The organism is Citrobacter freundii complex sp. 2025EL-00176 (assembly GCF_053309355.1).
The window spans coordinates 153,663-167,562 of sequence record NZ_JBRYHT010000007.1 but is presented as its reverse complement, the minus strand read 5'-3'; the positions used below and the strand labels follow the sequence as shown (position 1 = coordinate 167,562).

Genomic DNA, 13,900 nt, shown 5'->3' with positions numbered 1-13,900 from the left:
GTTTAATGAACCAATCGGGAATAGCAATGAACGAATATTTTATGTTTGCCCTGGCACTCTCTCCGTTACTACTGATGGTATTTTTAATATTAAAACTGAAAATGCCCATCCATTATTCCGTGCTAATCTCTTTAGTTTTCACCGCCGCGCTATCGGCACTATTCTGGGAAATGCCTATACAGAATCTGAAAGCCGCAATAGGCTATGGCGCAGTGAAGGGATTATGGCCGATCGTGATAGTGATCCTCGGCGCCATCTTCAGTTATAACGTCATGCAGGCGACCAAAGCGCTGGATATTCTGCGCGATATTCTCGCCAGCATTAGCGAAGATAAGCGTATTCAGGTGCTGCTGATTTCATGGTGCTTTGGTGGATTTCTTGAAGCTGCAGCGGGTTATGGTACGGCGGTCGCCATTCCGATCGGTATTCTTATTGCGCTCGGATTCAATCCGCTGAAGGCGGCGATCGCCTCTCTGGTGGCAAATACCGTTCCCACCGCATTCGGCGCGGTCGGGATACCGGTTTCTATTCTGGCGGAACAGGTTAATCTGCCGGTTTATACTTTAGGCGGAACCATTATTTTGCAGCTGGCGCTGTTTAATATCCTGCTGCCGTTTGTCATTGTCTGCATAATTGGCGGCGGCCTGAAAGCCATTCGCGGCGTATTTCTGATCACGCTGATTTGCGGCATCACCACGCTGGTTCCGCAATATTATGTCGCTGTCCATCTTGGCGCGGAATTGCCCGCCTTTGCCGGGAGCCTGGTCAGCCTGCTTGCCGTGGCGATGGTCAGCCGCCTGCGCAAAGGGAAAACCGATCCCGAATGGCGCATTGAGGTCAGCCATACCCGCGAAACCACGCCGCGCTCGGCAAAAGTGTTGTTCCGCGTGGGCTCTATCTATCTGTTTATTTTTGTTTTTATCCTGCTGTGTTCGCCGCTGTTCCCGACGATAAAAGCTGCGGCGTCCCAACTGGCCTCGGTGCTGCATTTCACGTTGGCTGACGGTAAAACGCTGGCGCTGAAAGTTGAATGGGTGACCACACCGGGGATGCTGATCATCTTTGCGACCATTATCGGCGGTTTTATTCAGGGGGCATCGGCACGTGGGATGCTGGAAGTGTTTATCAAAACCATTTTCCAGCTTAAAAATTCCATAGTGGCGATTATGGCGATCGTCGCGCTGGCCACGGTGATGGATCTCAGCGGAATTATTTCCACGCTGGCCCAGTCGATTGTCGATCTGACCGGCAGCTCATACGTCTTCCTCGCCCCGGTGATTGGCGCGCTGGGCACGTTTGTGACCGGCAGCGATACCAACTCGAACATTCTGTTCGGTAAGCTGCAAACTATTGCCGCCAGCAAGCTGCATATCGATCCCAACTGGCTGGCAGCGGCCAACACCTCCGGCGCAACGGGCGGAAAAATGATATCGCCGCAGAGCATCGCCATCGCAGTTTCAGCCACCAAAATGGACGGTCAGGCCAACCAGATAATGTCTGGCACCATGAAATACTGCTGCGCCTACATTGTGATCCTCGGCCTGAAAGTCGGTCTGTTTTATTACTGGTTTATGGCGTAACCCGTTGTCAACCCCGCCGAATTCGCGGCAATCGTATTTGACGACGCGGTGACCATAAAGGTTTACACCGCCCCGGGATCGGAACGAGGCGACAGGCTTTACGATTTGTCGGCGCTGACTAAAATAGCGCCGATGTTTCAAATCGAGGATTGTTGTTATGTTGTTCTGGAAAAAGATGGTGAAGAAGTTCGACGCCTTTTCTGCGTTGATCCCACCACGCTACTTCCGCGTGTAATGCCTGATGGCGCTTCGCTTATCAGGCCTACGTTTCACGCTCATTTGTCGGCCGGATAAGGCGCAAGCGCCGCATCCGGCAACGAGTCCCCTTTCACTTACGCAGCCCGCACGCTCTTAACACCCTGACCCACAGACGAAGCCACGCAAAACGGTAGACCAGCGGATGCTGAAATCGTAGCAATGTCAGAAACATAACGCCCCCGTGCTAACGAAACGTTGGCAGCAGACCAAATACGTCCAGAACAACCGTCAGATAAACAATCGCCCCACAGACAATCACCAGATTGAGCACGGTGTTATTACACGGCGCGGTATAGCTGGCGGTCGGAAAACGTTTCCGCGCCGCTTTCACCAGGAACGGCGGCAGGATCACGCTCCAGATAGTAAAGGCCAGACCGGCGTAACCAATCGCGTGCACAAAACCGTTCGGGAAGAAGAAGCACACGGCGGCTGGCGGGAAGTAAGTCACCAGCGCGGTTTTCAGGCGGCCCATGCCGTCATCCGGGAAGTGAAAAAGATCGGCGATGTAATCGAACAGGCCAAGCGTCGCCGCCAGCAGGGAACTGGCTACCGCGAAGTTGCCGAAGAAGGTCAGGATCAGATCCATATAACGGCTGGTGAACAGCCCGCTGATGGCCTCGACAAACACGTCGATATTGCCGCCTTTGGCGATAATTGGCGGGAACGAGGAACGGCTAATGTTGCCCATCGTAACGCCCAACCAGAAGATATACAGCAGCAGGGCAAACAGCGTGCCGATGATAATAGAACGCGTAATATTCGAAATCCCGCTCCGGCCATATAGCTTGACCAGGCTCGGCACGTTACCGTGAAAACCAAACGAGATAATGCAGAACGGCAGCGTCATCAGGATATACGGCAGATACTGCGAGTTGGGCAGCGCCACCGCCACACTGTCGACGAGTTTTGCCACTTCGATATGGCCCACCAGTCCAGAGAAGGTGGCAAAAAACGCGACAAACTTACCGATAATCAGCACGGTAGTGATGCGTCCAACCAGCAAGGAGCTGTACCAGGCAATTGCCCCAACCAGCATACTGACGATAATCACCGAGATATTTGCCGGAAAGCGTACGCCACTGTATTTAAATACGGTTTGCGCCATCACCGCCGATGAACCGGAGATATAGGCATAGGTCAGAATATACAACACAAAGCCGAAAGCGATACCCACCACGATATTCCACTTACGGCCTAATAAATCCTGGGTAAAGGTATTAAAACTGGCACCAGCGCCATAATGCAGGTTAACTTCAACCAGCATCAGACCGGTTAATAACATCATGATGGCAATAAAGAGAAGAATAACCGACGCACCGGGGAACCATACGCCAGCCATCGCAATCGGCAGGGAAAACATTCCGCCACCCACTACGGTCGCGATAACCAACATGGTTCCGCTAATCAGTCCGGGGGTACTACTCTGTCGCTCAATGGCATTAATATCCATGATAAATGTTCCTGTAGACTATTCGTTATAATTACAGCTGTCATTTGTACATCATGCGGATAATAAAAATGTCGGAGTCAGGGTTTACTTTTTATAGTTATGTCACGGTAACGGGCACCGCAAAGGCTTCCTGTTCATGGAAAAAGAAGACAAAAAAGCCCCATCGCCAGATGGGGCCATAATGATTATTTAGATATAATCAAAGCGTGCAGTAAAGAAACGCAACTGCTTCGGCTCATAAATAAACTTCAGCCCGCGAATATCTTCTTTGTGCTGGTAAAGTTTAATAATACCGTCAGCCACGACATCCATATGCGCGTAGGTATAAACGCGGCGCGGAATCGTCAGACGCACGGTTTCCAGTTTCGGTCTGTGGTGTTCACCGGTCACGTTATTACGGCCCGCAGAGATAATTCCACGCTCCATACTACGTACGCCAGTTTCCACATAGATGCTGGCAGCCAGGCTTTGCGCCGGGAACTCGTCCTGCGTCAGATGCTCGCAGAAGCGGCGCGCATCGAGGAATACCGCGTGACCACCCACCGGTTCAACAATCGGTACGCCAGCGGCTTTCAGCTTGTCACCCAGGTAGCGAACCTGCTTCACGCGGTGCTCAATGTACTCATACTGCATGGCTTCGCGCAGGCCAATCGCCATAGCTTCCATGTCGCGTCCGGCGAGGCCGCCGTAGGATGGCATCCCTTCGTAGACCACGACTAATTCTTTGGCAGCAGAGAACATTTCGTCATCATTCATGCACAGGAAGCCGCCAATGTTCACCAGACAGTCTTTTTTACCACTCATGGTACAACCGTCTGCGTAGCTGAACATCTCATGCACGATCTCTGCGATGCTCTTGTTCTCAAAGCCCTGCTCTTGCTCTTTGATAAAGTAGGCGTTTTCTACGCAGCGGGTAGCGTCGTAGAACACTTTAATGCCGTGCGCTTGTGTCAGTTCACGTACCGCACGCATGTTAGCCATCGATACCGGCTGTCCACCCGCGAGGTTAACCGTCACCGCCAGGCAAATATAGGCAATATTCTCGGCACCTTTTTCATCAATCAGCTTTTGTAATTTTTTAAGATCGATATCACCTTTAAATGCAATATTCAGACCGGCATCGTGCGCTTCGTCACGAACGATATCGACAAACACCGCGCCATTTTTTTCCTGATGATAACGGGTAGTGGTGAAATACATATTCCCGGCAACATATTGCCCAGGTTTAATAGCCAGCTGCGATAACAGGTTTTCAGCGCCACGCCCCTGGTGAGTCGGAACAATATGTTTAAAGCCAAACAGTTCCTGAACCGTTCTTTCCAGATGGTAGAAGTTTTCGCTGCCCGCGTACGCTTCATCACCCATCATCATTCCGGCCCACTGCTTGTCGCTCATTGCGTTGGTGCCACTGTCGGTCAGCAGGTCAATATAAATATCTTTCGAATTTAACAGGAAAGTATTGTAACCCGCTTCCTGCATTTTCTTAAGGCGTTCATCACGCGGGATCATAGATACAGTTTCAACGCTTTTAATACGGAAGGGTTCTGCCGGATAATTCATTTTGTTTCTCCAGTAACAGTGGTCATGTACGTATTAATGTGAAGTAAAGCATACCTGGTTCATCAATAAAGCCTGATGAAATATAACTATTCGCCTCCTGAGTCAGGGGGAGAAATAATGTGAAGGCACTATGCAAGATTTAATTGATTATGGAAATAGTCCGAGCAACATTAATCACTGGCAATAATTCAAAAAGCTGTAAATGTGAGTGATGCAAATCACACGTCATTTTTTTACCTATTCATATTCAACAAGTTTTTTTTGCGTGTTGTTTTGTCGTTCGCTGTTGAGCGTTACCTGCGACGGAAAATACTGAAAACTTTACTTTCCAGGCTGTTCTCATTTTGTATTGGTGAATGAGTACACCCCATTTTGTGAGAGTCGGATCACTTCGCGGGTCACTATTTGTGATTCACATCACCAAAAGTGTAAAGCAAAGTGTACAAATTAGTGTTGTTTCAGAGTTTGCTATTTGCTTCAGTGAGTTAGATCGCATTTTTGCTCTGATACCGACAGGCGGTGTTTTCTGAAGCGTGGGGATATTCAGGCGTGTGAAAGATAATGAATAAATACGATGAATAATACCGGATTTATTGGGATGAAGGTGTTTTCTATTTATTCCGAAAGCGTGCTATTCGCGCTTATTTCATCTTATTTACATCTGGTCTTTCGCAAGATTACTGGGGTAATTCACAGGGGTTTTATTAGCGCGATGCGAAGGTGCGCCAACACCTGCGCATCGCTGATCGCAGTAACTATTAAAGGGAATAGTCACCATGACTGATACGCATTGTATTGCAGTTTCATTTGATCCAGAAGTGCACGCCGCAGATAACCGTTGCCTGAAAGTGGGTTATGCGAGCCGTTATCCTGATTACAGCCGTTTGCCGGTGAAGTACGTCCAGTTTCCATCCATCGTGATGAAGGGCCTGTGGCTGAAAGCCGCCGGATTCGACACCGGCACCCGCGTTGATGTGCGCGTAATGCAAGGCTGCATCGTGCTCACCGCCCTTGCCGTCGAATCCGAAGAGTCAGCGCTGATGAAGTCGCTGCGCAAAGTAGAAAAGTTGTCGGCACGCAAACAAAAGCAGGTGCTGGAGTTTATCACGGTGATTGCGGGGAAAGGGTCGAAGGGGTGAGAGTGTAATTGTCATTGAGGCGCCTGTGGGCGCCTTTATGAGTGGGTATTGCGTCATCTTTGTTATGCCGTAGTACGTTCGTTCCAGGCATCGGTATATTGAATATTGCCATCTACAATACACCAGGTGATTTTTTCATAGCGCAGTTGTACGCTTTCCAAATGCCCGGTTCCCGTTACCGTACGTGTGTCATGCACGATTGGTGTCACTGATACAACTTTTACACCTTCAAGCAGGGTATTAAAATATTCCACTTCCTGGCCTGCATCATTTATGTGAAAGAACTTAAGTTCCGCACTTTGAAGTGTTTGACCTGTCGCAACTGCTTTGTAAAGGTATGGGCTGGAGGAATCGATCTCCTTGTCAAATAGGAATGGGCCATGTTGGCGTGTACCGGTTAGCTTTCCAGTGGCACCATCGGTTGGAATGCTAAGGTTATGCGTTAAACCACGTAACTCAATACTGCCTTCACGTCCCCGGACATCCGAGCCTCCACGAATCATCGCGCCACCATCGTCTTTAAAAAATAAATGAACGGGTACAGCCATTTTCAACACTCCTTGTAATCAATCATATAACCAGTGACCTGCTCTGGCTGATTCTGCGAACATACGCACAGTAAGCGGTTTTGACACTTGCTTGATGGGTTCTTTGGTAAACCACTTTCGATAGACCGATTCTCTTTCCCACGGGTAATAGGCCTCGAAATTAATCACAGAAACATCAACGTTATATTTCTCTCCAAAATCTTCAATAGCATACGGTAACTCATCCCATTCAGCGTAACCTTGCAGCGGCGTATCAAGTTCAATCGGGATAGGTTTGAAAGTAAACGTTACCTCGAGAGATAACTCCCCCCGAAAAAATTCTAATACCTCGTTATCAGTCACCATACGCGATCATCCTCTCTGGCAATGGTGTTGTAGGTATTCAGCGTTTTATAGACAATTTGGGCGACATCACTTGCGAGTAATGCCCAACCAATCACAGGAATTGTTCGTCCAACGAATGCCCCCAGATTGTTAGTCATCATGGGTTTTAAATATTTGATACTGGCATTGGTGATGGTAGGAAGCCTGACGGGCAATCTTACGTTAAGAAACTCACGAGAATATTTCGAGGCAATTGATGTACCTTGTGTTGCCCCATATGGCTTACCCCGTGTTTTCAACAATGGTAGCCCAAGAATGATACATGACATTTCTACCACATCTTTAATTCCCCCAAATTGTTCATCAATCTTGTCGAGGAAAATCCAGAAAAATAGCTCACCTGCAGAAATGTTGCAGACCCCTTTATAAAAGTATGTTCCGTTAAGTTCCTCAACTGTGTCCACCAGAGATCCTTCGATATGCAATAATTTGCATACTTATCGTACTCCTGCGTACCCAGATGGGGGAACGGGAACTGCCGTGGCGTATGTGTTTTTCAGAAAACATAAAAGTGACGTCGATAGCGCATCTACCCGTCTTTTCTTGATCAGGTGATATTTTGCGAGCATCATCGCAATTATTTACCTGATAATGAAATCAATGACTTCCAGTAACCCCCTGCAACAGGCAATTGCCGACATCACCATCTGGCGTAAAGGCGAGCAACGTGCGCCGCACAAACCTCTGCTGCTGCTTCACGTGCTGGCGGGTTATCAGCAGGGCCATGGCCGCCTGTTTGATTACGGTTCAGAAGTTCGCGACCCCTTGCATAGCCTGCTGGAGCGATTTGGACCACAGCGCGCGCAGTACCGCCCGGATATGCCCTTCTGGCGCTTACAGGGCGATGGATTCTGGGAGCTCCAAAACGCCGAGCATTGTTCAACATCCGGCAGCAGCAAACAGCCCCCTGCCGGAGAACTGGTGGCGCATAACGTTGCAGGAGGTTTTGATGAACAGCATTTTGCCCTGCTGAAAAAGAGCAACAACCTCATTAACACCCTGGCACAGCAAATTCTCGAGGCTCACTTCACCGAAAGCATCCAGGAAGAGATCGCGGATGAACTGGGGTTTGATATCCTGCAAATCCGCAAACAGCGGGACCCATTGTTCCGCCAGCAGGTTCTGCGTGCCTATAACTATGAATGCGCCATTTGTGGCTTCAATATGCGCCACGACAGCACTTCGGTTGCCCTGGAAGCCGCCCATATCAAATGGAAACAGCACGGCGGTCCGTGCGAGATTTCAAACGGCCTGGCGCTGTGTGCAATCCACCATAAAGCATTTGATAAAGGTTCGATTGGGCTGGATGAGAGTATGCGAGTTCAGGTGTCACCCGCAGTGAATGGCAGCGGTATGGTGGGCAGACTGTTCTGGGATTTCGACGGTAAATCGATAGCGCTGCCGATGATGTGCGAGAATTATCCAAAAGAAGGGTTTGTGGAGTGGCACAGGAAAGAGGTGTTTAGAAGGTGAGTGCGAAGGCCGGACTCGAACATCGCAACTATCCTTATGATTTTTAGTGAATAAAGCATATTACATTAGCGAAGATACCATCATTCATACCAACAAAATTGGTTTGATTTACCAATTCTAATATGACCACATCATAACCAGATTAACAACCAGCTTCAAAACATAGCCTTCTATAGATCAAATAAGAAATTTGACCAGCAGAGCATTCTTAAAGACTATAAAGTTGTATTATTAGTCAAAATGAGCCGACACAATGGAAAGGGAGCTTATGGTCGTTGAAAATTTTTCAGGAAAATCAGTTGATTACCAAATTCACGTAGGGATTGACTATGCTAAAGTGGTTGACTTGCAGAGCAAATGGGGTGCCTATCGTGCTGATTTATTGTCAGCTCTAATTACTGCTAACCCCGGTATGGCCACTGATAACGAGTTAGCAAGGAAAATTCTGGCAGATAACAGCCTTTCTGATTGGCATTGGGACTGGTGCCGCAAGCTTTTGCAATGTAATGGTGATGATTATCAGTGGTTTTTTCTGCAAATAAACGACGCAGTTCAAGGTGTTTGTGTTCTTTACCATCCAAAAGAAAGTCGATTTGATAATAATAAAATTTTCTACGTGGATTATATTGCAACAGCATACTGGAATCGTCCTCGTCCTAACTTTACCCCTAAATATAGTGGAGTAGGCAAAGAGCTTATCCAACATACAATTAATTATGCCTGTTCAAACTGGGGGTATAGACCTGGTTTTTGCCTACATGCACTCCCAAGTGCAGAGGGTTTCTATAACCATCTTGGCATGACTGATTTTGGCGTCGACCATGAAAAAGAAAATCTCCGATTTTATGAGGCATCACAGGTTGTCGCATCAACTCTCGGAGGAATTTCAAATGCCGCATGAGAAAGATTTCTTTGTATCAAATCAGTTTAGTGAGTCTGATTTGGAAATTTTACTAAATTTCCAAAAGATAAAAAACAGCAAAAAAATAAAAGATATTATTTCCCGTAAACCAGAAATGGAAAACGAAAATCAATTCCTACTTGATGTAGCAAAAAATTTAACATTTAACAAAAATAAACTATTTAGAAAAAGAGATGATGCTAATTCTGAACTCATAAATTTATGGTTATCATTAATAGAAAAAAAGTCATTAAACACCTATTTAAAAGGAAATACAAAGGTCTTCACAGATCTGGATTTTGAAAATCTCGGAATAATTGCAAGTTTGAGCAGGGATGTACAATCTATTCATTATATTTCAAGAATCCTTAAAGAAGAATATGGTATTATTCTAATAATTGAAAAATCATTCAAAGGTATGAAGTTAGATGGCTGTACCTTTTGTTTACCAAATAAAACACCAGTCATAGGTCTAAGTTTAAGATATTCGAGATATGATTACTTTTGGTTTACATTAATGCATGAATTATCCCACATTGCTCTGCACTATGATAAATTAGATACGCCAATCCTCGATGATTTAGACATTGACACAGAAACAGACGTAGAGATTGAGGCTAACAGAGCCGCAGCTGATAGTCTGATACCCAGAGAAGCAAATAGAGCTGTCTTTCGGACATTTAATGAACCTGATAGTCTAATATCTGTCTGCGAAAGATTTAATATACACCCAATAATCGCTGCTGGTGCGGTAAGAAATAAACACAAAAATTATGTTATCTTCTCAAGTTTAGTCAATTCAATTGATGTCAGAAGGGAGCTTGGTTTCAATGAGTAAATATATCCCATTTTTAAAAGCAAAAAGCAACGAAACTCAAGCCCTCGAAGAGCTTTACAAAAAAGATGCTACAATCTTCACACAAATCACTCCATTCTTCGATATACCAAGAGAATCAAATAATCAAACAATGGAAAATGTTTTGAATAAAGCTCATTCTTTCAAAAAGAGATTGGATAATAAAGCTTTATTTAAAAACATGGAATTTTACATAGATAATTATGACCTGGATGATGAAATATTAATTGATGGAGTGGAGCAATACGAATATATACTATCTCTTTTTCGTGATTACTTATATATTCCTGTGATCGGTATCAACCGATTAGAGAAACACAATAAAAGTGTTTACGATAGCCTATCAATTAACGGAGGCAAATTAGCCATAAGGTTAGTTGCTGAAGATATTGAGAGCTATAAAATAACAAAAATGCATCTCTTGAAGATGATGGCAATCATTAGAAATCTGAAAGTAGAACAATTGCACTTAATTATAGATCTACGATACATTCAGCCAACTGACATAAAGCGACTAACTGACATGGCTGAATACTTTATTCTAAATGTAAATAAAGACTTTCACTTTGATAAGTGTATTATATCAGCCTCTTCGATACCGGCTAATATTTCCTCATTACTTGAAACCTATCAAAGAAAATCGTTCACGAGAGCGGAGTGGAAAATTTGGGACACATTAGTTAACGAAAAGAAAATTGGTAATATTATATACGGGGATTATGGAATTGTTAGCCCTGATTATTCTGATATAGATTTAGATCCGAAGCTATTTAGAAAAGTTTCCGCACCAAAAGTATTTTATACGTATAAGAATAATATGTTTTGTGTTAGAGGTGGATCTTTCCAGAATGATGAGAGAGGAAATGGTCAATATTATGATATTGCCACAATAATCCATGACCAAAAATTCTTCAGGGCAACTACATTCTCATATGGGGAACAATATGTTTATGATAGAAGTAGTTATTCGCCTAAAAAACCAGATAAAGCAGGTAATCCCTCATCCTGGATTAAAGCCATGCTGACTTCACACATTAAGTTTGTTTTACACTGCATCCCTTAATTTTAGTCGATTAGATATGATGCTTTGTATAGTTTGCAAAGCATCACTTTTCTTAAGCGAACTACTAAGCATTTCGGCTATTTCCATCCTCGTGTGTGATCTTTTAACTGGTACAGAGGCTTCATTTGCTACCTTCAACATTTCGTCCTTCCATAACATCATGAAAGCATTTTCTTTTCTGAAGAAAATATTATCTTTAGCCCCCCTTATATATTTGAAAGTAATGTTATTATCTTTTAATTCTACTAATATGATTCCCCAGAAGGATGGGGAACGCTTTAATGCCCATGTTAAATGATTTTTTGTAGTTACAAGTGTAATTTTGTTGAAAGAAGTATTATAATAATTAGCTTGAGTAAGGATTCTTCCAATTGAATCAGTCTCTCCTTTAATCTCGTAGCAATGCAAATAACTATATGCTGCTACGACATCAGCTATTGCTCTTCCGTTCTCGATATGCAATTCTTCAATAATCCTTTCTGGCGCTGGTTTTTTAGCCAGTAAAAAATTTATTAATGCAGTGCGAATTTTATTATCATTGAGCATGTATACCTCCATCCCTCTTAGGATTCATTTTATATTAAAAAGAGATTTTGGTCAATATTGTTAAAGCAAGGGCTAACTCAACGAAGCGCTACGCTGCTTCATTGAGTTTCCCCTTGTTTTTTCGCCTTTCAGTTGAAAAAAGTTAAAATCAATATAATACATGTATATTGACATCTGACCATTTTATTATATAAATAAAATAATATTTTTATTTATATATTTAAAAAGGGGTTAATATGGTCAGTAATAATAATTTCAATAAGACCATTATAAATACGCGAGCTTCCTGTAGAAGCTCTTGCGAAACGAAGCTTTCACGCAAGCAAATTCGTAATCATTGCGTCAGTGTCAGGCTTAATGATAAAGAGCTGACGCTTCTAAATGAAAAACGTGGCCAGCATCGCAAAGGGGAATGGCTTCGTTTATCTTTTCTTAATGCGCTTCCTGGTGTTGTTCCAGCTATTAATATAAAAGCATGGAGATCTTTAGCTGACCTTTCACAGAAACTAAATAAAATTGTTGCCCACCTTGATAACAAAAGTACCGGAAGCCACCTGACAAAAACGGAACTATTTGCAGTGAAGCGACAAATTGCCGATCTTCGCTTACATCTCATCACCGCCGACTTGTGGGGAGACTCCGATGAAGGGAATGCAAAAGATCCGCAGAGGTAAGAATTTTATCGGGATCGTCCTCTATACGTTAAAACCAGATTCTCATCATAGGGTAGCTCCTGTCGTGATCGGGGGAAATATGGATGGGTGTGCAGCGAAAGATCTGATCACTGAATTCAATCTAACAAAAACGCTTCGCCCTGATGTGGATAAACCTGTTTGGCACAATTCGCTTCGTTTACCAAAGGACGAAGTGCTAACCGATGCTCAGTGGTCCGCTATAGCTGATGACTATATGAAGCGCATCGGCTTCTCGGAAACGCATCTCAGATGCTACGTGTTGCATGACGATGCGGTCGGTCAACACATCCACATTATCGCCAGCCGCATAGACCGTATTACAGGCAAACTCTATCTCGGAAAAAATGAAAACCTGATTAGTACACGCATTATCCAACAGCTTGAACACGACTATTCGCTACTAAGAACCAAAGGCCCTAAAACAAAAACCTCTTTAGCATTGCCCTGCCCTAAACTAAAACGAAAAAAAACACGAAATGAAGCGATGCAAGAGAAAAGGACAGGTGAACAATGCCCAAAAACCATCATCCAGAACGCTTTAGAGACGTTAGTTTCTAAAAGAGTATCGACCACTGAGTTTGTCCAACAGCTTTTTGAACAAAATATTAATGCATTACCCAATATCACATCTACAGGTAAAATGAATGGTTTCTCATTCGAATACGCCGGGATTGCTTTCAAAGCTTCGCAATTAGCTAAGTGTTATTCATGGTCGACCTTGCAGGGTAAACTCGATTATAGACCGGAACGCGATAACGGCTTTCTGTTTGACCTAAAAGCAACTATCACTAAAGCGAATGCAAACGAAATATTAAAGGAAAACGTTAAAAACTCCTTCGAAGCATTTATTATTGATAGGCATGCAGGTAAAGACGAAAGTGCTGTCGCTTATGTAGAAGAGAAGTGTTCCTCGGAAGCTTTAGCAGGGAGTAAGAAAGCGATAGCAACTATAGCCGTAAAAGAGATGCCTAATCAAAGCTACGAGGTCTCAGCATTCAGATGGATGGAAACCATCCCTTACCTTGATACGATTTATCGTCTGCTGAGACAACTTAAAATCCCAATTCTTAGACGCCCCGCAAAGCACCAAGTCATCACTGAAGCGATGAAGATAGAAATCCATCCCATCAATCCCAACAACACTTTTGTGGAGCCTTTACTTGACGGCAATTTAGTGCCGCCAAGGCAACATTACCACCTTACATGTAGATTTTAGTAAGCAACATACCCCTAAAATTGATCGTTTATACCGATCGATAAAGATAGGTTGATAGCTATAATCTATCATTATTTGTTAATCGATCGGTACAAGTGATTTGAGTTTCCTGTAAACCTAGTCAAAATGTTAGTTCACACTGCAATGCTAACATTATGATTTTACTAGTCTATATCCTTTTCATTAATGCACCGGTACTGGAAATGGCAGACATTATTCCATCTTTGGAAG

At 44.1% G+C, this 13,900-nt stretch carries 14 protein-coding genes; 8 read left to right on the top strand and 6 right to left on the bottom strand.

Annotated features, from left to right (window positions below):
- Positions 1 to 26: 26 nt before the first annotated feature.
- Positions 27 to 1,580 carry an L-lactate permease gene (locus ACVXHP_RS15350; protein ID WP_447571760.1) on the top strand — a complete coding sequence of 518 codons (1,554 nt, stop codon included), beginning with the start codon at positions 27 to 29 and terminating at the stop codon, positions 1,578 to 1,580.
- 442 nt (positions 1,581 to 2,022) lie between these two features.
- On the opposite strand, the gene ACVXHP_RS15345 is transcribed toward ACVXHP_RS15350, so the two are convergent.
- On the bottom strand, positions 2,023 to 3,288 hold the full coding sequence (locus tag ACVXHP_RS15345) for an aromatic amino acid transporter (protein ID WP_447571759.1): 1,266 nt from the start codon (positions 3,286 to 3,288) through the stop codon (positions 2,023 to 2,025).
- Between the two features lie 189 nt (positions 3,289 to 3,477).
- The gene (locus tag ACVXHP_RS15340; RefSeq protein ID WP_200008385.1) at positions 3,478 to 4,848 is read right to left on the bottom strand and encodes a tyrosine phenol-lyase; all 1,371 of its coding nucleotides are present in this window, start codon (positions 4,846 to 4,848) and stop codon (positions 3,478 to 3,480) included.
- A gap of 776 nt (positions 4,849 to 5,624) precedes the next feature.
- On the opposite strand from ACVXHP_RS15340, the gene symE reads away from it, so the two are divergent.
- Entirely contained in the window at positions 5,625 to 5,987 is a 363-nt protein-coding gene (gene symE, locus ACVXHP_RS15335) for an endoribonuclease SymE (protein WP_447571758.1), read from the top strand.
- Between the two features lie 62 nt (positions 5,988 to 6,049).
- Here symE and ACVXHP_RS15330 read toward each other — a convergent pair whose 3' ends face one another.
- Genes ACVXHP_RS15330 through ACVXHP_RS15320 form a run of 3 tightly spaced genes read right to left on the bottom strand, consistent with a single transcriptional unit; the run spans position 6,050 to position 7,323 of the window.
- Complete coding sequence (locus ACVXHP_RS15330; protein WP_447571757.1) at positions 6,050 to 6,535, bottom strand: Hcp family type VI secretion system effector; 486 nt, start codon at positions 6,533 to 6,535, stop codon at positions 6,050 to 6,052.
- A gap of 18 nt (positions 6,536 to 6,553) precedes the next feature.
- Positions 6,554 to 6,880 carry a DUF1493 family protein gene (locus ACVXHP_RS15325; protein WP_447571756.1) on the bottom strand — a complete coding sequence of 109 codons (327 nt, stop codon included), beginning with the start codon at positions 6,878 to 6,880 and terminating at the stop codon, positions 6,554 to 6,556.
- Entirely contained in the window at positions 6,874 to 7,323 is a 450-nt protein-coding gene (locus ACVXHP_RS15320; RefSeq protein WP_447571755.1) for an STM2901 family protein, read from the bottom strand. The genes ACVXHP_RS15325 and ACVXHP_RS15320 overlap by 7 nt, the downstream gene beginning before the upstream one ends.
- 196 nt (positions 7,324 to 7,519) lie before the next feature.
- Here ACVXHP_RS15320 and ACVXHP_RS15315 point away from each other — a divergent pair, with 196 nt between their 5' ends.
- The 4 genes from ACVXHP_RS15315 to ACVXHP_RS15300 all read left to right on the top strand — a co-directional run bounded on the left by ACVXHP_RS15315 (position 7,520) and on the right by ACVXHP_RS15300 (position 11,212).
- Positions 7,520 to 8,392: a phosphorothioated DNA-binding restriction endonuclease gene (locus ACVXHP_RS15315; RefSeq protein ID WP_447571754.1), complete on the top strand. Its 873-nt coding sequence runs from the start codon at positions 7,520 to 7,522 to the stop codon at positions 8,390 to 8,392.
- Between the two features lie 268 nt (positions 8,393 to 8,660).
- Positions 8,661 to 9,293 carry a GNAT family N-acetyltransferase gene (locus tag ACVXHP_RS15310; protein ID WP_050437352.1) on the top strand — a complete coding sequence of 211 codons (633 nt, stop codon included), beginning with the start codon at positions 8,661 to 8,663 and terminating at the stop codon, positions 9,291 to 9,293.
- Positions 9,283 to 10,131: an ImmA/IrrE family metallo-endopeptidase gene (locus ACVXHP_RS15305; RefSeq protein WP_050437351.1), complete on the top strand. Its 849-nt coding sequence runs from the start codon at positions 9,283 to 9,285 to the stop codon at positions 10,129 to 10,131. The genes ACVXHP_RS15310 and ACVXHP_RS15305 overlap by 11 nt, the downstream gene beginning before the upstream one ends.
- The gene (locus ACVXHP_RS15300; RefSeq protein ID WP_228299632.1) at positions 10,124 to 11,212 is read left to right on the top strand and encodes a beta family protein; all 1,089 of its coding nucleotides are present in this window, start codon (positions 10,124 to 10,126) and stop codon (positions 11,210 to 11,212) included. Before ACVXHP_RS15305 ends, ACVXHP_RS15300 begins: the two co-directional genes overlap by 8 nt.
- Here the strand turns inward: ACVXHP_RS15300 and ACVXHP_RS15295 are convergent.
- Positions 11,195 to 11,758, bottom strand: a complete 564-nt coding sequence (locus ACVXHP_RS15295; protein ID WP_032330846.1) for a sce7726 family protein — start codon at positions 11,756 to 11,758, stop codon at positions 11,195 to 11,197. The genes ACVXHP_RS15300 and ACVXHP_RS15295 overlap by 18 nt on opposite strands.
- 236 nt (positions 11,759 to 11,994) lie before the next feature.
- Between ACVXHP_RS15295 and ACVXHP_RS15290 the strand changes: the two genes are divergently transcribed.
- Both ACVXHP_RS15290 and ACVXHP_RS15285 read left to right on the top strand, forming a co-directional pair.
- A complete protein-coding gene (locus ACVXHP_RS15290) occupies positions 11,995 to 12,432 on the top strand; it encodes a hypothetical protein (RefSeq protein WP_032330847.1) in 438 nt (145 codons plus the stop codon).
- Positions 12,401 to 13,669 (top strand): relaxase/mobilization nuclease domain-containing protein, encoded by a 1,269-nt coding sequence (locus tag ACVXHP_RS15285; protein WP_192972672.1) that lies wholly within the window; start codon positions 12,401 to 12,403, stop codon positions 13,667 to 13,669. The genes ACVXHP_RS15290 and ACVXHP_RS15285 overlap by 32 nt, the downstream gene beginning before the upstream one ends.
- Positions 13,670 to 13,900 lie beyond the last annotated feature (231 nt).